Source organism: Fusobacterium ulcerans, from assembly GCF_003019675.1.
In the GTDB taxonomy this organism is placed as follows: domain Bacteria; phylum Fusobacteriota; class Fusobacteriia; order Fusobacteriales; family Fusobacteriaceae; genus Fusobacterium_A; species Fusobacterium_A ulcerans.
Genome location: NZ_CP028105.1, coordinates 357,302 through 380,834, shown reverse-complemented (window position 1 = coordinate 380,834; position 23,533 = coordinate 357,302). Strand labels below are relative to the sequence as shown.

Here is a 23,533-nt window from a genome sequence, read left to right as displayed (position 1 = left end):
ACCCCATATAACCCTGATTATATTTTAGTCGAAATCTAATTCTAATTCAAGTTCCTCTTCTTCTTTTTCAGCTTGGATAGCTTCTTTTAATTCAGATATTGGTTTTTTCATAGTATTTACCATAACAGCTGTGACAGCAGCTCCTGCGATAGTACCAATGATATATCCTATTTTTCCTTCAACTACTGGAAGTACAATCCAACCTCCCCAAGGAGCGTGATTGATAACATTCATAATGAATCCAATGATATTTCCTACCATACCACCAACAACGATAGAAGGAAGTACTCTTAATGGATCAGATACTGCAAATGGAATAGCTCCTTCAGAAATTCCGATCATTCCCATAAGTACAGCAGCTTTACCAGCTTCTTTTTCATCTTGTGTATATTTTTTAGGTGCTAAGAATGTAGCAAGTCCCATTCCAATAGGTGGAGTACAGATAGCTATACCAACTCCTCCCATAAGCCATGGATGCTCTCCAACTTGAGTTTGAGCAAATAGAGTGGCAACTTTATTGATAGGTCCTCCCATATCAAATGCAGTCATTCCTCCAAGAATAGCTCCAAGAACAGCTTTGCTGGCATCCTGCATTCCAGTTAACCAACCATTTAATCCAGCCATCATCAATGCAATAGGAGTTCCTATTACCCACATAACTACTCCACAAGTAATTAAAGTTCCAAACAGTGGACAGATAAATATTGTTGAAACAGATTTCATACTTGCTGGAAGTTTGATTTTTTTCAGTTGATTAACAATAAATCCAGCTAAGAATCCAACTATGATAGCTCCTAAGAAACCAGTACTGTATTGTTGAACAGCAATCCAAGAACCAATCATACCAGGAGCAAGTCCAGGTCTGTCAGCTATAGAATATGCAATATATCCTCCAAGAACAGCAGGGAATATAGTAAGACCAGCGATACCCATATCAGATATATTTTTTAATAATCCAGAATCAGGAACAGCTCCTTTTCCACCCATCATTACAGCTAGAGATAAAAGCACCCCTCCTGCTACGATAAATGGAAGCATGTGGCTAGTTCCAAAAAGAAGATGCTTTCTAAGTTCAAGTAAAGTTTTTTTCATTGTTTGTTTCCTCCCCATATTTTTATTTATATTAGTTATTTATTGCGTTCATTATTTCTTCTACATTATTAGATGTTGCTAAAAATTCTCTAAAGTCATCATCTAATATTTTTTTAGAAAGATTTACAAGTATGTTGATATGCTCATTTCCAGCAGCAGCACTAGGAATAGCCAGCATAAAGATAAATTTAGCAGTTTCCTGTTCCTCTTCGCTCCACATGATGTCATTGCTAAGTCTTGCAAAAGCTACAGCAGGATATTTTACAGCAGTACTTTTTCCGTGAGGAAGCCCTACTTCATAACCTACAGCAGTTTCAGCAATAGCTTCTCTGTCCATTAAAGATTTAAGATATTCATCATAATTATCCACTACCCCATCTTCAACGAATAATTTTGCCATCTCTTTAATTGCTTCATTTTTGTTTTTCATAGTTTTGTTTAATAAGATACGATTTGCATTTATTAATGCCATTTTATTTCCCCCTAATTAATTAAATAAATTTTTAAATGTTATGTAAATTTCACTAATAGTTTGACAATTTTCTAAAGTATCCAGAAGCTTTACCTCTCTCAATGTGTTGATAAATTCCATCAATCCATTGAGATGTTCCCTCTTGTCCTTGCTGGCAAGAGTGATAAGAAGTTTTACTTTTTCATTTTCAGGAAACTCCACAGGCTCGTCTAAGAGCAGAATACTGATACCTGTTTTTGATACACTTTCATTTCCTCTTGCATGAGAAAGAATTATTCCTTCCTGTATTACCATATAGCTTCCGAATTTGTTGGTAAGATCTATTATTTCATCAAGATAACCTTCAGACACAATATTTTCATGAAGGAGCTTTTCTCCACTCATTTTGATTGCCTCTTCCCAGCTATCAGCTTTTTCTCTTTTTTCAATTCTTGACATACTGATCATATCAGTAAATTTTAAGAAGCTTGATTTTGAAATATCATCTAATATTTCATTTTTGAAGTGTCTTTTCATATTTTTGATAAAGTTTTCTTCATCATGTATATCTGCATTTCTCTTTGTAAGCTCTAAAAGCTTAGATAATTTTATCTTGTTTTTAGATTGAGAAAGATGAAGAGCTTCCAGCTTTCTTACGTCCTCTCTGCTCAATATTGGAGATACAGTTACCACAGGAAGAAGAGTGCTTTCCAAATTGGTGATAGTAGTTATTATCAAGTCTATATTCTCAACATTCTTGTAAGTTTCAAGCATATTATATGGAATAGTATCTACAATATTTACTGAGAATTTTTCCTGAATACTCTCTGCTAAAAATTTAGATGTACTGTATCCTGAACCGCATACTATGAGAATATCTTTAAATACTCTTTTTTTAACCCTTTTGATTGCCAGCTGAAAGTGCATTGCTATATAGGCTATCTCTTCATCTGACATACTCAATCCTTGAAAGTCGCATTTTTTCCATGCTTCCTCCACTTGAGACAGTATCAATGGGTAGCTTTCTTTGAAATCATTATATATTTCTGAACTTAGCTGTATTCCAGTTTTTGCTCTGTAGATAGCAGGTTTTATATGGTTGATGAGTCCTTCCAGAAGAGTTTCATCTTTATCCAGACCAGAATATCCAAATTTTCCTACCTCTTTGATCAACTGCATTATGAATGTCTCTATCTGCACCCAGTTTCCATAGAATGAATGATCAAAATTAAAAGTATTGCTTCCAAGAAAATATTCAGTAAGTGTAAGAAGTTCTCCCTCTGAAAATTCAGGTTCTTTGAGAAATTCCTTTACTCCCTGATACTCAGGTGTATTTGATAGAAAGTTCATATTTTTTATTGTAGTTATTTCATGATCTTTGTATCTGTTAAGTAGCACAAGAATATAGAAAAACAAAACTTTGAAAGCTTCGTCGCTTATATTTTTGTTGTTTTCTTTGAGAATGCCTTTCAAAAGCTTATATGCTTTATCTGTAATAGCTTTATCAAAGAAATCGTCCATCTCTTTCCATGGGATAAAAAATCCATGGTAATATGTTTTAGTTATGATTATTTCATCATTTTTAAATGTGATGTCATAGTTCTTTAAAAGAATATCCAGAAGAAGTTTTCTGACATTTCTTTCATCTCCTGTGATAGTAAGGCATTTATTATTTTCGTTAGAAAGATTCAGCATAAATGTCTTTAAATATTTTTTTATACGTTTAATATCATTTTTTAATGTTACAGCACTTACTCCTAGGAATATACTTATATCTTCTATAGTAGTAGGTTCTTTTTTGAAAAGATAGAAGTTGATTATTATCTTTTCCCTCTCATCTTGTGAAAAACTATAAAGATATATGTTTTCATTTATTTTCTCCACTACTGTATCCAGAGTAGAAGAAAAAGTGATTATACCTTTTTTAATATTTAATTCTGGAAGTTTTAAAATGTTTAAATGGTAGTTGCAGTCATCTATCTTATATCTAAGACTTCTTTCACTGAGATCCATAATTTTAGAATTTTCTTCCAGTGTGTTGATTTTGTTCTGAGTTATGTTTTTTATGAGATTTAGAATATCTCTAGTCATGGCCATATAACTTCAACCTCCCTCAATATATTCTAAGTATACTTTTCTTTCATAATATATTCAAGTAAAATGGTTTTCACTTTTTTTGTGAAAAGAAATATATCAATAGGAATATTTTGAATTTTAAAAAAACTATATGTATGTTTTTAGTATGGATAAAGTTGAAGAAAAGATAGAAAAATTATTTAAGGAAGACTGTTAAAAGTACAAATCAATCAATTACCATGAGAGATTATTGACTTTTAAAAGTAAAATCTGTATAATTAGGTTACAATATACAAAAAACGGAGGTGAAGGGATGAAGAAAATTTCTTGCTAATATTTTAAATGGTGTATCAAAAAAATGACAAACGGCATCGCCGTTGATTTTGATGTGCCTTAGCAGGAAAGTTATTCATTTTTTCTCTCATTTATATATACAGAAAATCCTTTTTTGATCTATATTTTTTCTGTGACTTTGTGAGCTGTAAGAATTAACTTTCTTGCGGCTTTTATTAATTTCACAGGAGGGATGTTTATGTCACTAATAAATATATCAAATTTGACATTTGCCTATGAAGGCAGTGGGGAAAATATTTTTGAAAATGTATCTTTTCAGATAGATACAGATTGGAAGCTTGGGTTTACTGGAAGAAACGGAAGAGGAAAAACTACTTTTCTAAATCTTCTTCTGGGAAAATATGAATATAGAGGGAATATCTCTGGAGGGGCAATATTTGAGTATTTTCCTTTTGAAATAAAAGATAAAACTTTAAAAACAATAGATATAATAAATAACTTAAACCATGATTACCAAATGTGGGAGCTTGAAAGGGAGATGTCACTTTTAGATATCTCAGAAGATGTACTCTATAGAGGATTTGATACATTATCCAATGGAGAGCAGACTAAAATACTTCTAGCAGTTCTCTTTCTGAGAGAGGACAGATTCCTCCTTATAGATGAGCCTACAAACCACTTAGATGCAGAGGGGAGAGAGGTAGTAGCAGAATATCTTAAATCTAAAAACGGGTTTATTCTTGTATCTCATGACAGAAGATTTTTAGATAATTGTATAGATCATATTTTATCAATAAACAGGACAAATATAGAGATACAGAAGGGGAATTTTTCCTCATGGCAACTGAACAAAGAGATGCAGGATAATTTTGAAATTGCAAGAAACTATAAGTTAAAAAAGGATATCAAAAGACTAGAACAGGCAGCTAAACGTACTTCAGAATGGTCAGATAAAAAAGAGGAAAAGAAAAGCAAAAAAAGCTATGGTGGAAGAGCTCCAGCCATGATAGATAAAGGATTTGTAGGAGCAAAGGCAGCTAAAATGATGAAAAAATCAAAAAATCTGGAAGCAAGACAGAATTCTGCCTTAGAAGAAAAAACAAAACTTCTTAAAAATATAGAGCTTTCAGAGTCTTTAAAAATAAAGCCAGAAGAGTACCATTCAAATAGAATGATAGACTTAGATAAGATTTCTATATTTTATGGAGAAAAAGAGGTGTGTAAAGATGTAAGCTTCACTATAGAAAAGGGAGACAGAATCGCTTTAAGAGGAAAGAATGGTTCTGGAAAATCTACTATATTAAAGCTCATATTAGGAGAAGATCTGAAGTATACAGGGAATTTTTATAGAGGGAGCAGAATGAAAATATCATATGTATCTCAAGAAACTGGTTTTCTCAAAGGGAAACTTTCAGATTTTGCTCGTGACAGCGGGATAGATGAAGCACTGTTCAGAGCTATATTGAGAAAAATGGATTTTTCAAGGGAGCAGTTTGATAAAGATTTAAGCTCATACAGTGGAGGGCAGAAAAAGAAAGTTCTTATAGCAAGAAGTCTATGTGAAAAAGCACATCTCTATGTGTGGGATGAACCATTGAATTTTATAGATGTTCTTTCAAGAATACAGATAGAGGAGCTTCTTCTGGAGTTCCAGCCCACTATAATTTTTGTAGAACATGATATGGTATTTTCTGAAACTATTGCAAATAAAATAGTAAAATTATAAGGAGATAGAAAGTTTCAATTTTTTTTGAAAGAAAATATACATAGAAAAAATTTGAAATAAATTGTACACTTATAATTGAAAAAGAATATAAGCAGGAGGAATATAGATGTATCCATTAAAATTTAAAAAGAATCTTGTAAAAAAAATATGGGGTGGAAGAAAATTTAAGGAAATTTTAAATATGGAACTTCCAGATGATGAATTATATGGAGAATCTTGGGAGGTAAGTTCTCACAAAGGTGGACTATCTTATGTGGAGAATGGTGAATTTCAAGGGAAATCTTTAATAGAACTTATAGAAAAATATGGGAAAGATATACTAGGAGAAGAGATAACAGATAAATTCAAAGGAAAATTTCCTCTTCTTATAAAATATCTTGATATCAATGATAGACTTTCAGTACAGGTACATCCAAGTGATGAGTATGCTTTAAGAGTAGAGGGAGAGTTTGGGAAAAGCGAAAGCTGGTATATAATGGAAGCTAGTGACGACGCTACTCTTATACTTGGAATCAAAGATGGTATAACAAAAGAGATATTTAAAGAAAAAGTAGAGGCAAAAGAATTTGATGGACTGTTCAATACAGTAAAAGTAAAAAAAGGAGACTTTATAAATCTATGTCCGGGAGTTGTCCATGCAACTATGGAAGGATCTATCTTGATTTGTGAAGTACAGCAGAATTCCGATACAACTTACAGAATATATGATTTTGACAGATTAGTAGATGGAAAACTTAGAGAACTTCATATAGATAAAGCTCTTGATGTAATAGATTTCGAAGGAGATGTAGAAATAACTACTGATGCTGGAAGAAAGAAAATACTTTTAGCAGGAGCAGAGAAAGAGGAACTTATCAGAGGAGAGTATTTCAGCATAGATAAGTATCTTGTAGATGGAGAATTTAAAGATGAGATAAACAGAAACTTTAAGATTTATTCTATATTAGATGGTGAAGGTAAATTGATATATAATGGAAAAGAATATCATGCTGAAAAAGGGGATACATATTTTATTCCAGCAGGACTGGAACTAAAAATAACTGGTAAGTTAGAAATTCTTAAATCTTTCATGTAAATTTAAATTAAGAGATGATTCGAATGTCTTAAAAGATATAAAATTTGAATCATCTCTTTCTTTTTATTTAGAGGAAAATTTGAAAATATATGGTATACAATCTCACTGTTGATATTTTTCTAAAAATATATTGAATAAAGCTTTGCTTACGTTTATAATATAAGAAAGGTTAAATAAGGAGTTACTTATGAAAGCAGAAAAATATATTATTGGTCTGATAATAGCAGCAGCTTTGAGTGGGTGTACTACTGTTGGAGTTTCTCCTGGAATTGGAATAGGCTGGGGAAGCGGAGGAAGAGTAGGAGCAGGAATATCTCTGAATACATGGATGAAGCCTGATGGTGATTGGGGATCAGACAGCAGATATAGGGATTTCTATATTAAGAATTACAAATATCTTGTAAAGAGATATGATAAACTCAGTGCTCAGGAAAATCCTAATATGGAAGAAGTCAAAGATTTAAGAATAAAAATGCTGGCTTTGAGACAACAGGTAAATACTCAGTGGAATGAAATTGATAAAAGAAAAGATTTTATTAGAAATTTTAATCAGGATATGGATTTTTATATCAATAGTGTAGAAAGCTATGAAGCAAGAAGAGTATGGTAATAGTATTAAAAGATAAAACATAAAATTAAATTTGGGGTGAAGCAATGTTTGGTTTAATGGAAGGTATGGATTTATCAGGATTTATTTTTTTAGGGATAGCTTGCTTTTTTGCAGCATTTATTGATGCAATAGCAGGTGGAGGAGGACTTATCAGTTTACCAGCTTTTCTGGCTTCTGGACTTCCTGCTCATGTGGCACTTGGTACAAATAAGGTTGCAGCTTGCTGCTCTACAATAGCCAGCAGTGCTAAATTTGCTCAATCAGGGAAAATTAACTGGCAGCTGATGAAGAAATTAGCAGCATTTTCATTTATTGGAGCAGTACTTGGAGTAAAAACAGTAGTAATGATAGATTCAAAATACCTCTATCCAATAGCTATAGTTCTTCTTGTTATGGTATTGATATATACACTTCGTAATAAGAATCTTGGAGAAGAGAATAGATTTGAGGGATTAACAGGGCAGAATGTAAAATGGGGAATTATAATGGCTTTTGCTTTAGGTTTCTATGATGGATTTTTTGGTCCGGGAACAGGCTCTTTCCTTATATTTGCTATGATCAGAATATTCAAGATAGATTTTACTAATGCCAGTGGAAATGCAAAGATATTGAATCTTTCAAGTAATGTGGCAAGTGTTATAATGTTTGTATCTATGGGAAAAGTTGCATATGTATATTCTTTCTCAATGGCTGCCATAATGGTGGTTGGAGCAATAATTGGAGCTAAGATGGCAGTAACAAGAGGGACAAAATTTATCAAACCTATGTTCCTTATAGTAACTACAGTAGTTCTTTCAAAAATGATTGCTGAATCTATATTTGGAATAGATGTAGGAGCAGGAATAAAAAATATCATGACAATGTTTATGAAATAATGAGATAAATAAAAGAGGGTACTCAAAGCCAGATTATATTTCTGCTTAGGAGTTGCCCTCTTTGTTTTTTACTATTATTCTAGTTTATTTTTTCAATAATTATATTATCTTGGATATTTATTCTAGGTTCTGAATGACCTAACTTTTTTACTATCCTCATTCTATAACGTACCATAGCTTTTTCTATAGCCTGTTCTTTCGTTTCAGCCTTTACTATCATAAAAAACTTAGTAAAGTAAATTTCATTTATTATATTTATTTTGTAATTATTCATTATTTCACCTCTGTTTTCTTAATCAAATACATATCCAATACTGAACTGAGATATTACATCTCCTTTTTTATTATCTTTAGACACTGAAAATTCTATTGGACCAAACATAGTTTCATATGTTAAAGAAAGAGCAAATCCTTGATGGTAATCATCCCATAAAAGATTATCATTTTTGCTCATACTATCACTTTTTTCTTTAACTTCCCTATATGTTCCTATATTCCAGTTAGTTCCTAAATAGAGGTTGTTAGATAATTCATAATCCAATCCTAATCTTCCTATAAGGAATTGGTCAACGAGTTTTTGATGCACTTCATATCCATAGAAAGCAAATGATTTATTCTGAATATTATTTTTAGTTCCTCCAAGTTTTATATATTGATCAAGAAGAATATTATCTCCTGAGATAACTCCTCCATAGAATCCATAAGAAAAAATAAACTTTTTGTTTAATGGAACATATCCGTCAAACTGATAAAGAGGACCATAGAAATTTGATTTTGAAGCACCAAATGTTCCACCCCAAACATAATTCAACTCTCCTTTTACACCAGAAGAAGGTCGGTTTGTTCCACTTAAACTATCCAGAGATAATTTAAAGAAAGCTTCATTATAGTTTTTGGAATATTCAAATTGATCAGTCCATTCAAGACCTGTTTCCTGTTCAAGCTTAGAGTAATTTACAGCTATTCCATAAGAGGCTAAAAGCTGATTTTCATATTGAGTAAGAACTCCAGTTTCAAATCTCAGAGCTTTGGTAGTATAGTCAGCAATTTTTTTTGTATTGTCATATAAATAGAGAGGTGATTCCTTGTAACTTGCATTGGCGAAGATACCTATTTTATTAGAAACTCCATAGTAAAAGAAATTTCTGGTAGATAAACCTAGATAATCTCCAAATTGTGCATTGATTGTACTGCTGCTTCCAAGTTTTTTTGCATTTGAAAGTTCAGTACCAATATTAAAGGTAGTTCCATAACCAGTAGCATAACTTGCTCCTATACCGAAAACATTTGCAGGATTAATATCTGCATCGAGAACAAGGGTATTTCCTTCAACTTCATAGTAAATCTTATTTATAAAATCTACCCCATAAAGTTTCAGCATAATATCTTCCATTTCATCATCAGTAATGGATTTGTTCATATATTTAGCTAGAAGGTTATTTAATATTTCCTGTTTATCTGAAGAGAACTTATTGGAATACACAATATTTTTAATATAAATGCTATTATCAGAAACTGGGAATTTAATTTCTTGATCTCTCTTAGGAAGTTTTTTTAAATCAGTTATTTTTTCTTGGGCAGCATTAAATCCAAGAGTTATAAATTCCTTTCCTTTCTTCATATCTGTAGCATTGTATGCCTGAATATCAGGAGAAATAAGTATAGTAGCCATTTCTCTTTGCTGCTGTGTAGAAGAGGCACTTTGTATAGTTACCAACTGATTCATAACACTAAGAATATTATAATCTTTATTATCTTTTACTTCATTTCCTACATCACTGGCAATTACTATGTCAGCTCCCATGGCAATCACATCTTCAACAGGAAGATTTCTTGAAATCAATCCATCTACATAAAGACTGCCGTCTATTTCTACTGGATCAAGGATAGTAGGAATAGCAACGCTGGCAGTGATTGCTCTGGCTAAGTCTCCATGAGAAAGAGCTACTGCTTTACCAGTATTTAAGTCTGTTGTCACTATTCTCAAAGGAATAGGAAGTTTATCAAAATCATTAATATTCTCCACATTGGCAAGTAATTTTTTCAATCTTAAATATATCATTTCTGTACTTCCAAATCCCTTAGGAAGAGAAAAATTAAATTCTTTATCGTATCTTACAGAAGCAGCATATTTTTGATTGCCTAATTTTTTCTCAAGAGGCACTTTTTTACTGTCAAGTTCGCCGCTTATATATCCATTCCAGTTTATATCCAGCAGTATATTTTCTATTTGATCAGGAGTATATCCCGCTGAATAAAGAGCAGCAACTACAGCTCCCATACTTGTACCTGTAATATAATCAATCTTGATATTTTGTTCTTCAAGAACTTTAAGAACTCCTACATGGGCAAGACCTTTTGCACCTCCACCGCTCAGAGCAAGTCCAATTTTGATATTGACTTTATTTTTTTTAAGCTTAACAGCTTTTGTTTTTTCTAATGTTTGTATTTTTTCTTCTAAAAGTTTTATTTGGGATTTTAATTTATCTATTTCAATATCTTCCTCGAAAGTTAGATTGTTATTTATTGATTGTAAATTTGCTAAACTTTTAGAAGGCATTAATATGATGAAAAGTATAGTAAAAATGAGAAAAAACTTTCTCTTCATGAAATCCTCCTAGTGTAATATTCTGGTAATGTCTTAACATATAATCTATATTATATCAATTTTTCATAATAAATAAAATAAGAAATATCTTAAATTTGATTTTTAATAACAAAAATGTTATAATTGCTAGGAATATAGAAAAGAAACGTAAAAAATATTAAAATTTTTTTTATAAATTCATTTGAAAATATACTAGAATAGAATAAAAAAGATTTTTTTATAATATATTTTAAAAAAATAGGAGAACTGAAAATGAAAGCGGATAGACACCCAGAACTGATAGGAAGTACTTATGAGATGACTAAAATCAATGAAAAAATATTTTGGAATTTAATTGCTTTATTACAAAATGACTTTAAAGAAAAAAATCCAAAAAAATCTATTACTAAAATAGATAATTCAACTTATGTCATTGCAACTATAAGAACCAAACATTTAAAAGAATTACTTGGTAATGGCATGAAAAATGCTGAAATAAAAAAAGCACTTGAGGAAATATATAATACAGAGTTTGCTTTTAAAAAGGAAGATTTTTCTAAAAAACATAAATTGTTTTCTAAATTAGGAATGACACCAAGTTTAAGAGATATTATAATTGAAATTAAAGTAGGGTATAGATACCTGTTTTATCCAAGTAATGGATATTTAGCAGGATTAGAAAAAAGTTTTAGAAAGCAAATCGAAGCTAAAGAAAATAGTAAACTGGATTCAACATATAGATCAACTAGAACTAAAGCAAAAAACTTTATAATGAAAGATATTAGTCTTGAAGATTTACTGGAATTTAAAAAATTAGTAGCTGAAAGAATGATAGAATTAAAAGAGATTAAAAAAAATGCTAAAAAAACTACTAAAAAAGATGTTCAAGCTGAATAGGAATAAAATATAAGCTCCCTTAATTATTGGGAGTTTTTTTATATATTTTACTTGAATGAGAAGAAAAAAGAGATAATCCTTAGATCTATGAAAATTTCTTTTACAGCAGTACCTAGAGATATAGAAAAAAGTATGAAGCTACTTAGATAATAAGATATGGAAAAAATGAGAAAATTGTGATATAATTACTAGAAAACTGAAACTTAAAAGATTGTAAGTAGTAAGAGGTAAAAGATGAACAGCATTTCTGCTTTTACTCCTTATTATTTACCTTTTAAGTTTTAAAGAAGACTAGAAGAAAATAATAGGAGGAATTTATGTTTGATGAGAAAAAAGTTGAATTAGAATTAGCAGGAAGAACGCTAAGTTTTTCAACTGGAAAAATAGCAAGACAATCTTGCGGAGCTGTAATGGTTCAATATGGGGAAACTGTATTGTTGAGTACTGTAAACCGTAGCAAAGAACCAAGAAAAGGGGCTGACTTTTTCCCTTTAACAGTTGATTATATTGAAAAGTTTTATGCTGCTGGAAAATTTCCAGGAGGATTCAACAAAAGAGAAGGAAGACCTTCAACTAATGCAACATTGACAGCTAGACTTATAGACAGACCTATAAGACCAATGTTCCCAGAAGGATTCAATCATGATGTACATATTGTAAATACTGTATTTTCATATGATGAGAAAAATACACCTGACTATTTAGGAATAATAGGATCTTCAATGGCACTTATGCTTTCTGACCTTCCATTCTTAGGACCAGTAGCAGGGGTTGTAGTAGGATACAAAGATGGAGAGTTTATTTTAAACCCAACTCCAGAAGAATTAGAAACAAGTGACCTTGAATTATCAGTAGCAGGATCAAAAGATGCTGTAAACATGGTTGAGGCTGGAGCAAAAGAATTAGATGAGGAAACTATGCTTGCTGCAATAATGTTTGCTCATGAAAATATCAAAAAAATCTGTGCTTTTCAAGAAGAATTTGCAAAAGTTGCTGGAAAAGAGAAAATAGATTTTGTTAAAAAAGAAGTTTTACCATTAGTAAAAGATTTCATTGATGAAAAAGGAATGGAAAGACTTAAAGCTGCTGTTCTTACTTTAGGTAAAAAAGCAAGAGAAGAAGCAGTAGATTCATTAGAAGAAGAATTAATGGAAGCATTTATTCTTGAAAATTATGAAGGTATTGAAGAAGAGGATATTCCAGAAGAAGTAATTGGAGAATTCAAAGGTTACTATCATGATCTTATGAAGAAACTAGTAAGAGAAGCTATCCTTTATCATAAACATAGAGTAGATGGAAGAAAAACTACTGAAATAAGACCATTATTTGCAGAAGTTGGAGTTCTTCCTATTCCTCACGGATCAGCAATGTTTACAAGAGGAGAAACTCAAGCTGTTGTAGTAACTACTTTAGGAACTAAAGAAGACGAGCAGTTAGTTGATGACTTAGAAAAAGAATATTTCAAAAAATTCTATCTTCACTATAACTTCCCTCCATATTCAGTAGGAGAAACAGGAAGAATGGGATCACCTGGTAGAAGAGAATTAGGACATGGATCTCTTGCTGAAAGAGCTCTTAGCTATGTAATTCCATCAGAAGAATCATTCCCATATACTATAAGAGTAGTATCTGAGATAACTGAATCAAATGGATCATCTTCTCAAGCATCAATTTGTGGAGGATCACTTTCACTTATGGCTGCTGGAGTACCTATTAAAGAGCATGTAGCTGGAATAGCTATGGGTCTTATTAAAGAGGGAGAAGAGTTCACTGTATTAACAGATATCATGGGACTTGAAGATCACTTAGGAGATATGGACTTTAAAGTAGCAGGAACTAAAAATGGTATAACTGCACTTCAAATGGATATAAAAATAACTGGAATAACAGAAGAAATAATGAGAATAGCTTTGAAACAAGCATTAGATGCTAGAAATGAGATATTAGTAGTTATGAATAATGCTATTTCTGCACCAGCAGATCTTAGACCTAATGTACCTAGAATCCACCAAATGAAAATAGCTACTGATAAGATAGCTGCTTTAATTGGACCAGGAGGAAAGAATATCAAAGGAATCATAGAGAAAACTGGAGCAACTATCGACATCAGCGATGATGGAAATGTTTCTATCTTCTCTAAAGATGAAGAAGTATTGAAAGAGACAATAACTCTTGTAAATGCATTTGTAAAAGATGTAGAAGTAGGAGAAATCTATAATGGAAGAGTAGTAAATATTGCTAAATTTGGAGCATTTATGGAAATACTTCCAGGAAAAGAAGGCCTTCTTCACGTTTCTGAAATCTCAAATGAGAGAGTAGCAAATGTGGAAGATGTGTTAAAAGTTGGAGATAGATTTGATGTAAAAGTTATCTCTACTGAAAATGGAAAAATTAGTTTAAGTAAAAAGAAAATTTAGTTCTTTATACAAAGAGAACACAGATATTTTTCTGTGTTCTCTTTAGTATGAAGTTATTTTAGATGAGGTGAAGAATGAAATTTGCTTTAATTAGCTTGGGATGCAGCAAAAATCTTGTGGACAGCGAGAATTTTATTGGGATATTAGTAAACAAAAGAGGATTTGAAGTAACTAGTGAATTAGGGGAAGCAGATATTATTATAGTTAATACTTGCGGATTTATTGGAGATGCAAAAAAAGAGTCAATTGAGACTATACTAGAGGTTAGTGATTTAAAAATAAATGGCAATCTGAAAAAAATAATAGTAACTGGATGTCTTGCACAAAGATACGCAGGGGAAATATTAAAAGAGCTTCCTGAAGTTGATGCTGTAATTGGAACTGGTGAAATTGATAAAATAGAAAAAGTAGTAGAGGAGATACTGGCAGATAAAAGAGTTGTAGAAAGTACAAAAATGGATTTTCTTGCAAATTCTGAAACTGACAGAGTTCTTACTACAGCTTCTCACACAGCTTATTTGAAAATAGCTGAAGGTTGTGACAGAAGATGTACTTACTGTATAATTCCACAATTAAGAGGAAAGTTGAGAAGCAGAACTATAGAAGATATACTCAAAGAAGCAAATAAACTTGTAGCATCTGGAGTGAAGGAACTTAATCTTTTAGCTCAGGAGACTACAGAGTATGGAATAGATTTATACAAAGAAAAGTCTTTAGCAAGATTGATGAAAGAACTGGTAAAAATAGATGGACTGAAATGGCTTAGAACTTACTATATGTTCCCAGATTCTCTTACTGATGAGCTAATAGATGTTATGAAAAATGAAGATAAAATATGTAAATATTTTGATATACCAGTTCAGCATATATCTGACAATATTCTTCAGCAAATGGGAAGAGCTAAATCTGGAGATCATATCAAAGGAATACTTAACAGAATAAGAAAAGAGATACCAGATGCAGTGATAAGAACAGCTGTAATAGTTGGATTCCCTGGAGAAACAGAAGAGAATTTTGAGGAACTTAAAGCTTTCATTGAAGAATACAAGTTTGATTATGTTGGAGTTTTTAAATATTCAAGAGAAGAAGATACAAAAGCTTATGACATGGAAAATCAAGTTCCAGAGGAAATAAAGGAAAAGAGATGGGTAGAGATTACTAATCTTCAAAGTAAAATTGCTGAAAGCAAAAACAGGAATATGCTTGGACAGATTGTAGAAGTAATGATAGATGGTGTTTCTACTGAAAGTGAGTACTTATTGGAAGGAAGGACAAAAGGTCAGGCTCTGGAGATAGATGGAAAAGTACTTACAAATGATGGAACGGCAAAACCTGGAGAGATTGTCAAAGTTAAACTGGAACAGAACTTTGATTATGATTTTATAGGGCCAATAGTTGAAAATGAGCAGTAAATAATAAATTCTATGGAGGATGTCAAATTATGAACTTACCTAATAAGTTAACTTTTATAAGATTAGTATTGGCTGTACCTTTCATATATTTTCTTCAGGAATCAAATGCTGAAGGTTTTGTATATAGAATGATAGCTTTTGCATTGTTTGTAGTGGCTTCATTGACAGATTTTTTTGATGGTTATCTAGCTAGAAAATATAATCTGGTAACTGATTTTGGAAAACTTATGGATCCATTGGCAGACAAGATACTGGTCATATCTGCTTTGGTACTTTTTGTCGAATTGAGATATATTCCAGCATGGATGTCAATAATAGTAATAGCAAGGGAATTCCTTATAAGTGGAATAAGAATGCTTGCTGCTGCTAAAGGTGAAGTTATTCCAGCAGGAAAGCTTGGAAAATATAAGACAACAAGTCAGATGATAGTTATTCTGATAATGATTGTAGTAGGAAATCAATGGTATAACTTCTATCTTATGCTTATACCAATAATCTTAACGTTATGGTCTGGATGGGAATACACATCAAAAGCTAAACATTATTTTATGAATTCAAAATAGAATAAAATAATTGTTTAATACAGAAAAGGAGTGTTTATTTATGTATATGTTCATTAGAATTTTTGATTTATTAATAACAGTTATAAATACTCTTATATTAATAAGAGTGATACTTTCGTGGCTTTCTCCTAGTTCATCAAATGGTTTTACAGAACTGGTTTATAATTTAACTGAACCTATCTTGAGACCATTTAGAGTGTTGCTGCCAATGGGAAATTTCAGGCTTGATATAGCACCAATAGTTGCATATATCTTTTTTGGAATAGTAAGAAAAGTAGTTTTTATGATACTGCTTTAATTAGATGTGGGTGACTTATAGCTTTTTGGTCACCCATATTTTGTAATTTTAAGAACAATAAAACAGGAGTTGATTATAGAGTGGAAGAAATTATAAGCGAATATCATATACCTGTCTTGTATAGAGAAAGTATTGATAACCTTGTTATAAATAAGGATGGTATTTATCTTGACTGTACTCTTGGAGGAGGAGGTCATTCTGAAGGAATACTAAAAGAGCTTTCTGAAAAGGGAAGACTTATCTCTATAGATCAGGATCAGCAGGCAATAGATTTTGCCAAAAAAAGATTAGAAAAATATGGTAATAAATGGCAGGTTTTTAAAAATAACTTTGAAAATCTGGATACAGTTATATATATGGCTGGCTATGATAAAATAGATGGGATACTTATGGATATTGGAGTTTCATCTACACAGCTGGATGACCCAGAGAGAGGGTTCTCATATAGATATGATACAAAACTTGATATGAGAATGAATCAGAATAATCCTCTGTCTGCCTATGAAGTTGTTAATGAGTATAGTGAAGAAGCTCTTATGAAAATATTATTTGAATATGGAGAAGAGAGAAATTCAAGAAGAATAGCAAAATTTATCTGTGAAGCGAGAGAGATAAAGAAGATAGAAACTACTGGAGAACTTGTAGCCATAATAAAGAGAGCCTATCCAGAAAGAGCAGCAAAACATCCTGCTAAAAAAACATTCCAAGCTATTAGAATTGAAGTAAACAGAGAACTCGAAGTGTTGGAAAAGGCTATAGATAAAGCTGTAGATTCATTGAAGGTAGGAGGAAGATTGGGAATAATAACTTTCCATTCTCTTGAAGACAGACTGGTAAAAACTAAATTTAAAGATTTAGCAACTGCATGCAAATGTCCACCAGGACTTCCTATATGCGTATGTGGAGGAAAAGCTAAAGTGAAACTGATAACTAAGAAGCCTATAATTCCAGAGGGAAATGAAGTAGAATTCAATAATAGAGCTCACTCTTCAAAATTGAGAGTAGTTGAAAGGATAGGATAAAAGTGAGAAAGACTTTTTTTAGTGTACTTATTACTATAGTTGTAGTATGGCTTATACATGGAATGTTTTTAATAAAAATATCAAAGCTGGAGATAGCCATAAACGCTGATAGAAAAACATTGGAAACAGTAGAGAAAGATCTGGATAAGAAAATTATAGAATATGATTCTAAAGTGGATTTGGAAAAAATAGGAAAAGAAATGAGAAATAAGAATAAGATGGAAATATCTAACAGCATAAAATTTTTCCAGATTGAGGAATAATGTTGTTTTGGAGGAAAAATGGTAAAAAAGTTTGAGATAATTGAACTCAAAATAGATAAGATAGTAAATGGAGGAGAAGGGCTAGGATACTATAATGATTTTGCAGTATTTGTCCCTATGTCTGTTCCTGGAGATATATTAAAAGTAAAAATAATTTCTGTTAAAAAGACTTATGCCAGAGGATTGATTGAAGAGATAATTACAGCAGGAGAAGAGAGAATAGAAGACACAGCTAAAATATCTTTTGAAGATTTTCAAGGCTGTGATTTTGGAATGCTTAAATATGATGCTCAATTAAAATATAAAAAACTTATGGTAGAAGATGTTATTAAAAAGATTGGTAAAATAGAGAATGTATCTGTAGAAGATGTTATTGGAAGCGAAGATCCATATCATTACAGAAATAAGATAATAGAACCTTTCAGAAAATCAAAGGGAGAAATTATAAGCGGATTTTTTAAAAGAAAGTCACATGATGTTTTTGAAGTAGAAGAAAATATATTGAATTCTAGACTTGGAAATAAAATAATAAAAGAACTGAAGAGTATACTGAACAGAGAAAAAGTTTCTGTATATGATGAGAATGAGCATAAGGGAATACTGAGAAATGTAATGGTAAGAACAAATTCTAAGAATGAAGCTATGCTGGTACTTATCATAAATGCAGTAAAAGTTGAAAAGAGATATAAAGATATTCTTATGGAACTTAAAAATAAAGTAGAAGAGATAAAATCTATTTACATATCTTTAAATCCGAAGAGAACTAATGTTGCTTTGGGAGATAAGAATATATTTATATGGGGAGAAAAAACTATAACTGAAGAAATAGATGGAATAAATTTCAATATTTCACCTCTTTCTTTTTTCCAGATAAATCTTCCTCAAACTAAAAAACTGTACAATACAGCTGTAAACTATTTTGAAGATCTTGAAAATAAAAATGTTGTAGACGCTTATTCAGGAACTGGTACTCTTGCAATGATACTTTCTAAGAAAGCTAAAAAGGTATTTGCAATAGAATTAGTTCAGTCGGCAACTAATGATGGAATAAAAACAGCTAAAGAAAATAAAATTGAGAATATAGAATTTATAAATGGAGCTGTAGAAGACAGACTTCCTGAGCTTATAAAAAAAGGAGAAAAGGTAGATGCAATTATCTTTGACCCTCCAAGAAAAGGAATAGATGAAAGCAGTTTGCTGAAAGTGGCAGAGAGCAATATAAAAGAGATAGTATATATTTCTTGTAATCCATCTACTTTTGCCAGAGATGCTGAGATACTAAGCAGACAAGGGTATACTCTTGAAAAAGTACAGCCTGTAGACATGTTTCCAGGTACAGCCCACACTGAAGTAGTGGGAAGATTTATCAAGTAAAATAAGTGTTTGAAACAATAAAAATAGAATACTGGTAGTTTTTGCCTAGGAGAGATATTACACCTATCTTTCCTTCAATAAAAAATTATTTGGCTTTCCTTTAAAAAAGTAATACAATTAAGTAGGAAAATAGAAAAAGTCTGTTTGTAAAAACGACAAGTAAAAAAGAGGTTTACACCAACCTCTTTTTTACTTACCTTAAATATGTTTGTAGCTTTTCTTTATCTAAAATATGAATTTGCCTATTTTTATAACATAGTATACCTTCTTTTGTACATGCTGCAATAGCACGATTGATACTTCGCACAGGGGATTTAGTTTCTTTTGCCACTTCTTCTTTTGTTAGAGATTTTATGTTGTTAAGTTGATAATGAGTAGCAATACAGCGTAAAAAACGTTCTTTAACCGTCAATTGTGATATCTCCTCGATATACTCACTATTCAAAATCAACTTATGAACAATCTCTTTGATAATTAGTTTGGTTACTTCAAAATCCTTTTTCATCCAATCAAAAAAATCGTTTCTATGGAGTTTATCTACTATACATGGAGTCATAGCAGAGCTTTCTTCCTGTATAGAACTGTTCTGCTTCACCAAAAAAACTACCTGGTTTATAAATATGAACAGTTGAAAACCCCCCTTGTGAATTTGGAATATAAGCTTCTGCCATACCATCAATCAAGAAATGAACATAATCATTTTCAGTTTCTGCATAAAGTATAATTTCACCTGGAGAAAATGTATTGTGTTGTAATTTTTTTTTCTCACTTTGGAATATATTGTATGGTATCATCATGTAAGGATAATGGTTCTTATACTAGTGAAAAAAAGCTATTAGAAAAACACTTAACTTTTTATAAAGAAATACTTCAAACACAATTTGGAGCAAAGGTATCAATTATTTTACGGAAAAGGGGAGGCTACAAAGATATTGATGGTTTTTTTGGTAAAATGATTGAGACTATAGAAACTATATTCCCTGAAACTTCACTCTCATTTGACTTTGAAGATGTGGATAATAAGTATTATCAGGGTATCAACTTTAAGATAATGCTAGAAACAAAAGACGGTCAAATTGAAATTGGTGATGGTGGATTTGTTGATTGGATTTCTCAGATACTTGGTAATAAAAAAGAAAGATGTTTAATTAGTGGTATTGGATTAGATAGGCTTCTATTATTTAATGAATGAAATAAGAATAAAAAATATTTATATAAATATGCTGTTGATTAAAATTCTATAAAAACAAATAAATAACGATAAAATATAGTTTGGACATTATATAGCCCACACTGAAGTAGTGGGAAGATTCACTAAATAAAATATAAAAAACTAAGAAAATGAAGGTAGATATCTTTTATATACTATTAATATAGACAATAAAATAAATGATAGTGTTATAAATAATACTGATGAAAAATTAATTATTATTGTTAATGGAATTAGCAAAAAAGAATAGAAATAGAAAAAGTAGAATGTTTATATGAATTTTTTAGAAAATGGTGTTAGTTTTTAAAAGAGACTTTGTATTGGAAAATCTTTTATGATAGGAGGATAAAATTGGCTAAATTAAGATATGAAAATTTAAAATTATTGCTTAATGATATGGAGAAAAAAGAATGGGTAATTGACTCTTTTTCATTTAAATATAATGATATTGATGTAATTGCCATTCTTAAGCGATATAAAGAGAAAGAAAAAAAACCAAATGAATATGCAAAAGCAAAACTTGAATTCATTGAGCGTGAAAATATTAATAACTCAATAAATGCATATATCGATTTTTATGAAGTTCATTTTGAGAATGCAAATAGATTTATAGAATTTTTTAATATAGAAAATAAAAATGGAGGACGTAATTTATTTTTGAATTTTGCTACATATTTTACTCAAATTATTCCGAAGGAAAAAATCATACATAAGAATGATCAAGTTGAAAGAAGAATTTTAGGTAGTCGAGCAGAAGGAAATAATATCAATGCTATTTATTGCTTTGATGTAAGGCGAAATGGAATAAATGAAAATGGAAATTTAAATAAAAGAAGTATTGAAAATAGTAATAAAGCAAATGTGTTACGTCCAAAATTATATGAACTTTATAAAGACGATTCAAATTTAAGTTTTTTCTTTTCTGAAAATGAAGAAGATGAATTATCTGATGAAATTATAATATCAAATATTGCGAAGCGCAAATAGATATATTTTCATGTATAAGAGAAAGAATAGTAAAGTCATTGAAATATTTTTTCCATTAGAGGGGTAGAATATCTATTTTATCCTATTAAATTAGGAAGATTCATCAAATAAAACATAAAAAATTAAGAAAATGAAGACAGATAAAATGCAAATTGTAAACTGTCTTCTCTTTTTATCTTTAAATTATTTTGTTAAAAACTAAAAAAAGCATTGAAAAATTTAATTTAAAATAGTATTATTATAATAACATGTATAATTTTCAAGTTTAAAGACAAGTTTTTGAAAAATAAATACGAAATAAAAATACTCATCTTGACATTCTAAAATCTAAAACTTCTTCAATAAAATTCTCAAGCTAAAAAATATAAAACTATTAGTAATTAGGGAGCAAAAATGGCGAAAAATAAAAAATTTACGAAATCTATATTTTTCATTTTATTATGTGCAGCATGCTTAGTGTCGATAAATTCCATAATTCAAATCCAAAAATATGGACACTGGATTAACTATCTTGGAATAGTAAGAGGAGCATCTCAAAGAGCATTTAAATTAGAAATAACTCATAAGGGAAGTGATGAATTACTTCAATACCTTGATGATATTTTATATGACCTTTCAACAGGCAAAGGAAAATACAAACTTCCTTATGTAGAAAAAGACAGTATTTATATAGAAGATCTAAAAGAACTGGACGCTAAATGGAAAGAGATTAAACAGGAAATTTTTGATGTGAGAAATGGAAAAGATTCAGCAGTTCTTTTAAAAGAAAGTGAAGATTTTTTTGAGATGGCTAACAATACTGTTTTTGCAGGGGAAAAGTATGCAAGAAAGCAAGCAACAAATTTAACTCTCTTGATTATATTCTTATCAGTATCTTCATTGATCACATGGCTGGTTGTTTTTATAATGCAGTCTAAAAATCAAAGCTCCCTAGAAAAAATGAATGAAAAGTTAAAAGATATGATATATAAAGATGAATTGACAGGAGATGGGAATTTAAAAAAATTTAAGCTAGATGCAGAGAGGTTAATAAAAGAAAATCCAGAAACTAAATTCGCCATTTTTTATTTGGATTTTGAAAATTTTAAATACTGCAATGATGTATTGGGATATAAATTTGGAGATTACATATTGAAAGAATATAATAAATTTTTAAAGGAAGATATCGGAGATAAAGAAGCGTATGGACGTGTTACTGCTGATAGATTTGTTGCAATGAGAAAGTATAAAGATAAATCTGAGCTTATAGAACGCCAAAAAAATGTTGATGAAAAATTAAAAGAGGTTGTAAAAAGAAGTAATGAACGTTACAATGCTTTTATATATTATGGAATATGCTGTCTTGAGGATATAAATGAAAAAATAGAAGTAACTGAACTAATAGATAGAGCTAACTTTGCTCAGAAAACAATAAAAGGACAGGTAATCAATTTTGCTTTTTACAATAAAAGCATAAGAGATAAAATGTGGGAAGAAAATTATATAAGGGATAATATTCATAAAGCTATTGCAAATGAAGAGTTTATAATTTATTTTCAGCCTAAAATAGAATTAAAAGGGAATAAGATAGAAAATGCAGAGGCCTTAGTAAGATGGAGAAACGAATTAGGAAATCTAGTGCCTCCAGGACTATTTATTCCAGTACTTGAAAAGAATTTATTAATAAGCGTTTTAGATCAGTATGTTTTTGAAAAAACTTGCCAGTGGATAAGAAAGCAGATGGATGAATTTAAAAGACTAGTTCCTATTTCTATAAATGTATCTAAAATGCAGTTTTACAGTTTGGACTTTATACCAGTATACAGTAAAATAAAGAGAAAATATAATATTCCAGATGAGATTTTGATAATAGAATTTACAGAATCTGCTATATTTAATGATATAAAAAGAGTAAAAGAGATAATAAAAGACCTTCATCAAAATGGATTTCTTTGTGCAATAGATGATTTTGGAAATGGATACTCATCTTTGAATGCTTTAAAAGATATGAAAGTGGACATTCTTAAAATGGACTCTGTATTTTTTAATGACAGCGAGGATAAAGAAAGAGAAAAAATAATTATAAAAGGAATAATACAATTAGCAAAGAATCTTAATATGAAAACTGTAGCTGAAGGGATAGAAGAACAGGAGCAGGTAAACTTTTTAAGAGAAGCTGGGTGTGACAGAATACAGGGATATGTATTCTATAAACCTATGCCTATAGAAGAATTTGAAAAATTAGAAAATATAAATTGGATAGAATGGAATAAAGAGAATGATTATTAAAATTATATTTTAATAATCATCCTCTTTTTTTGTAGA

General features: G+C 30.4%; 22 protein-coding genes. 15 read left to right on the top strand and 7 right to left on the bottom strand.

Features of this window, described 5'->3' with window-relative positions:
• Nucleotides 1-24: 24 nt before the first annotated feature.
• Genes C4N20_RS01755 through C4N20_RS01745 form a run of 3 tightly spaced genes read right to left on the bottom strand, consistent with a single transcriptional unit; the run spans nucleotide 25 to nucleotide 3,640 of the window.
• On the bottom strand, nucleotides 25-1,092 hold the full coding sequence (locus C4N20_RS01755; protein WP_040490880.1) for a PTS fructose transporter subunit EIIC: 1,068 nt from the start codon (nucleotides 1,090-1,092) through the stop codon (nucleotides 25-27).
• 31 nt (nucleotides 1,093-1,123) lie between these two features.
• Nucleotides 1,124-1,564 carry a PTS sugar transporter subunit IIA gene (locus C4N20_RS01750; RefSeq protein ID WP_005981494.1) on the bottom strand — a complete coding sequence of 147 codons (441 nt, stop codon included), beginning with the start codon at nucleotides 1,562-1,564 and terminating at the stop codon, nucleotides 1,124-1,126.
• A gap of 15 nt (nucleotides 1,565-1,579) precedes the next feature.
• A complete protein-coding gene (locus tag C4N20_RS01745) occupies nucleotides 1,580-3,640 on the bottom strand; it encodes a BglG family transcription antiterminator (protein ID WP_005981497.1) in 2,061 nt (686 codons plus the stop codon).
• A 511-nt stretch (nucleotides 3,641-4,151) separates the two neighbouring features.
• Here C4N20_RS01745 and abc-f point away from each other — a divergent pair.
• From abc-f to C4N20_RS01725, 4 genes are all read left to right on the top strand, one after another.
• Nucleotides 4,152-5,639: a ribosomal protection-like ABC-F family protein gene (gene abc-f / locus C4N20_RS01740; RefSeq protein WP_005981499.1), complete on the top strand. Its 1,488-nt coding sequence runs from the start codon at nucleotides 4,152-4,154 to the stop codon at nucleotides 5,637-5,639.
• Nucleotides 5,640-5,745: 106 nt separating this feature from the next.
• Nucleotides 5,746-6,714 (top strand): type I phosphomannose isomerase catalytic subunit, encoded by a 969-nt coding sequence (locus C4N20_RS01735; RefSeq protein ID WP_005981501.1) that lies wholly within the window; start codon nucleotides 5,746-5,748, stop codon nucleotides 6,712-6,714.
• A 187-nt stretch (nucleotides 6,715-6,901) separates the two neighbouring features.
• On the top strand, nucleotides 6,902-7,324 hold the full coding sequence (locus tag C4N20_RS01730) for a hypothetical protein (protein ID WP_005981503.1): 423 nt from the start codon (nucleotides 6,902-6,904) through the stop codon (nucleotides 7,322-7,324).
• 44 nt (nucleotides 7,325-7,368) lie between these two features.
• Entirely contained in the window at nucleotides 7,369-8,199 is an 831-nt protein-coding gene (locus tag C4N20_RS01725) for a TSUP family transporter (RefSeq protein WP_005981505.1), read from the top strand.
• A 79-nt stretch (nucleotides 8,200-8,278) separates the two neighbouring features.
• On the opposite strand, the gene C4N20_RS01720 is transcribed toward C4N20_RS01725, so the two are convergent.
• On the bottom strand, nucleotides 8,279-8,473 hold the full coding sequence (locus C4N20_RS01720; protein WP_005981508.1) for a hypothetical protein: 195 nt from the start codon (nucleotides 8,471-8,473) through the stop codon (nucleotides 8,279-8,281).
• Nucleotides 8,474-8,491: 18 nt separating this feature from the next.
• A complete protein-coding gene (locus C4N20_RS01715) occupies nucleotides 8,492-10,807 on the bottom strand; it encodes a patatin-like phospholipase family protein (protein WP_005981510.1) in 2,316 nt (771 codons plus the stop codon).
• 252 nt (nucleotides 10,808-11,059) lie between these two features.
• On the opposite strand from C4N20_RS01715, the gene C4N20_RS01710 reads away from it, so the two are divergent.
• The 8 genes from C4N20_RS01710 (at nucleotide 11,060) to rlmD (ending at nucleotide 19,032) form a co-directional block, all read left to right on the top strand.
• Nucleotides 11,060-11,683 carry a hypothetical protein gene (locus C4N20_RS01710; protein WP_005981514.1) on the top strand — a complete coding sequence of 208 codons (624 nt, stop codon included), beginning with the start codon at nucleotides 11,060-11,062 and terminating at the stop codon, nucleotides 11,681-11,683.
• A 317-nt stretch (nucleotides 11,684-12,000) separates the two neighbouring features.
• Nucleotides 12,001-14,100: a polyribonucleotide nucleotidyltransferase gene (gene pnp, locus C4N20_RS01705; protein ID WP_005981516.1), complete on the top strand. Its 2,100-nt coding sequence runs from the start codon at nucleotides 12,001-12,003 to the stop codon at nucleotides 14,098-14,100.
• A 74-nt stretch (nucleotides 14,101-14,174) separates the two neighbouring features.
• The gene (rimO, locus tag C4N20_RS01700) at nucleotides 14,175-15,512 is read left to right on the top strand and encodes a 30S ribosomal protein S12 methylthiotransferase RimO (RefSeq protein ID WP_005981518.1); all 1,338 of its coding nucleotides are present in this window, start codon (nucleotides 14,175-14,177) and stop codon (nucleotides 15,510-15,512) included.
• Nucleotides 15,513-15,541: 29 nt separating this feature from the next.
• The gene (pgsA, locus tag C4N20_RS01695) at nucleotides 15,542-16,075 is read left to right on the top strand and encodes a CDP-diacylglycerol--glycerol-3-phosphate 3-phosphatidyltransferase (RefSeq protein WP_005981520.1); all 534 of its coding nucleotides are present in this window, start codon (nucleotides 15,542-15,544) and stop codon (nucleotides 16,073-16,075) included.
• Nucleotides 16,076-16,115: 40 nt separating this feature from the next.
• A complete protein-coding gene (locus tag C4N20_RS01690) occupies nucleotides 16,116-16,373 on the top strand; it encodes a YggT family protein (RefSeq protein ID WP_005981522.1) in 258 nt (85 codons plus the stop codon).
• Between the two features lie 80 nt (nucleotides 16,374-16,453).
• Nucleotides 16,454-17,395 carry a 16S rRNA (cytosine(1402)-N(4))-methyltransferase RsmH gene (gene rsmH / locus C4N20_RS01685; protein ID WP_005981524.1) on the top strand — a complete coding sequence of 314 codons (942 nt, stop codon included), beginning with the start codon at nucleotides 16,454-16,456 and terminating at the stop codon, nucleotides 17,393-17,395.
• A 2-nt stretch (nucleotides 17,396-17,397) separates the two neighbouring features.
• Nucleotides 17,398-17,658 (top strand): hypothetical protein, encoded by a 261-nt coding sequence (locus tag C4N20_RS01680; protein ID WP_005981526.1) that lies wholly within the window; start codon nucleotides 17,398-17,400, stop codon nucleotides 17,656-17,658.
• A gap of 18 nt (nucleotides 17,659-17,676) precedes the next feature.
• Nucleotides 17,677-19,032, top strand: coding sequence for a 23S rRNA (uracil(1939)-C(5))-methyltransferase RlmD (gene rlmD / locus C4N20_RS01675; RefSeq protein WP_005981528.1), 1,356 nt, complete (start codon nucleotides 17,677-17,679; stop codon nucleotides 19,030-19,032).
• A 193-nt stretch (nucleotides 19,033-19,225) separates the two neighbouring features.
• Here the strand turns inward: rlmD and C4N20_RS01670 are convergent, their stop codons facing one another.
• Both C4N20_RS01670 and C4N20_RS16825 read right to left on the bottom strand, forming a co-directional pair.
• The gene (locus tag C4N20_RS01670; RefSeq protein WP_197712129.1) at nucleotides 19,226-19,627 is read right to left on the bottom strand and encodes a Crp/Fnr family transcriptional regulator; all 402 of its coding nucleotides are present in this window, start codon (nucleotides 19,625-19,627) and stop codon (nucleotides 19,226-19,228) included.
• Nucleotides 19,566-19,826 (bottom strand): cyclic nucleotide-binding domain-containing protein, encoded by a 261-nt coding sequence (locus tag C4N20_RS16825; RefSeq protein WP_415050673.1) that lies wholly within the window; start codon nucleotides 19,824-19,826, stop codon nucleotides 19,566-19,568. Before C4N20_RS16825 ends, C4N20_RS01670 begins: the two co-directional genes overlap by 62 nt.
• Here C4N20_RS16825 and C4N20_RS01665 point away from each other — a divergent pair.
• From C4N20_RS01665 to C4N20_RS01655, 3 genes are all read left to right on the top strand, one after another.
• Nucleotides 19,817-20,224: a hypothetical protein gene (locus tag C4N20_RS01665; RefSeq protein ID WP_005981530.1), complete on the top strand. Its 408-nt coding sequence runs from the start codon at nucleotides 19,817-19,819 to the stop codon at nucleotides 20,222-20,224. The two genes, C4N20_RS16825 and C4N20_RS01665, sit on opposite strands and share 10 nt — an antisense overlap.
• Before the next feature lie 369 nt (nucleotides 20,225-20,593).
• Nucleotides 20,594-21,229 (top strand): DUF6037 family protein, encoded by a 636-nt coding sequence (locus tag C4N20_RS01660; RefSeq protein WP_005981532.1) that lies wholly within the window; start codon nucleotides 20,594-20,596, stop codon nucleotides 21,227-21,229.
• A gap of 393 nt (nucleotides 21,230-21,622) precedes the next feature.
• Nucleotides 21,623-23,497, top strand: a complete 1,875-nt coding sequence (locus C4N20_RS01655; protein WP_005981534.1) for a GGDEF domain-containing phosphodiesterase — start codon at nucleotides 21,623-21,625, stop codon at nucleotides 23,495-23,497.
• Nucleotides 23,498-23,533 lie beyond the last annotated feature (36 nt).

What these genes read in the sequence shown, in the direction of transcription:
- C4N20_RS01755 (WP_040490880.1), bottom strand. Translation starts at nt 1,092, where the DNA reads ATGAAAAAAACTTTACTTGAACTTAGAAAGCATCTTCTTTTTGGAACT.
- C4N20_RS01750 (WP_005981494.1), bottom strand. Translation starts at nt 1,564, where the DNA reads ATGGCATTAATAAATGCAAATCGTATCTTATTAAACAAAACTATGAAA.
- C4N20_RS01745 (WP_005981497.1), bottom strand. Translation starts at nt 3,640, where the DNA reads ATGGCCATGACTAGAGATATTCTAAATCTCATAAAAAACATAACTCAG.
- abc-f (WP_005981499.1), top strand. Translation starts at nt 4,152, where the DNA reads ATGTCACTAATAAATATATCAAATTTGACATTTGCCTATGAAGGCAGT.
- C4N20_RS01735 (WP_005981501.1), top strand. Translation starts at nt 5,746, where the DNA reads ATGTATCCATTAAAATTTAAAAAGAATCTTGTAAAAAAAATATGGGGT.
- C4N20_RS01730 (WP_005981503.1), top strand. Translation starts at nt 6,902, where the DNA reads ATGAAAGCAGAAAAATATATTATTGGTCTGATAATAGCAGCAGCTTTG.
- C4N20_RS01725 (WP_005981505.1), top strand. Translation starts at nt 7,369, where the DNA reads ATGTTTGGTTTAATGGAAGGTATGGATTTATCAGGATTTATTTTTTTA.
- C4N20_RS01720 (WP_005981508.1), bottom strand. Translation starts at nt 8,473, where the DNA reads ATGAATAATTACAAAATAAATATAATAAATGAAATTTACTTTACTAAG.
- C4N20_RS01715 (WP_005981510.1), bottom strand. Translation starts at nt 10,807, where the DNA reads ATGAAGAGAAAGTTTTTTCTCATTTTTACTATACTTTTCATCATATTA.
- C4N20_RS01710 (WP_005981514.1), top strand. Translation starts at nt 11,060, where the DNA reads ATGAAAGCGGATAGACACCCAGAACTGATAGGAAGTACTTATGAGATG.
- pnp (WP_005981516.1), top strand. Translation starts at nt 12,001, where the DNA reads ATGTTTGATGAGAAAAAAGTTGAATTAGAATTAGCAGGAAGAACGCTA.
- rimO (WP_005981518.1), top strand. Translation starts at nt 14,175, where the DNA reads ATGAAATTTGCTTTAATTAGCTTGGGATGCAGCAAAAATCTTGTGGAC.
- pgsA (WP_005981520.1), top strand. Translation starts at nt 15,542, where the DNA reads ATGAACTTACCTAATAAGTTAACTTTTATAAGATTAGTATTGGCTGTA.
- C4N20_RS01690 (WP_005981522.1), top strand. Translation starts at nt 16,116, where the DNA reads ATGTATATGTTCATTAGAATTTTTGATTTATTAATAACAGTTATAAAT.
- rlmD (WP_005981528.1), top strand. Translation starts at nt 17,677, where the DNA reads ATGGTAAAAAAGTTTGAGATAATTGAACTCAAAATAGATAAGATAGTA.
- C4N20_RS01665 (WP_005981530.1), top strand. Translation starts at nt 19,817, where the DNA reads ATGGTATCATCATGTAAGGATAATGGTTCTTATACTAGTGAAAAAAAG.
- C4N20_RS16825 (WP_415050673.1), bottom strand. Translation starts at nt 19,826, where the DNA reads ATGATACCATACAATATATTCCAAAGTGAGAAAAAAAAATTACAACAC.
- C4N20_RS01655 (WP_005981534.1), top strand. Translation starts at nt 21,623, where the DNA reads ATGGCGAAAAATAAAAAATTTACGAAATCTATATTTTTCATTTTATTA.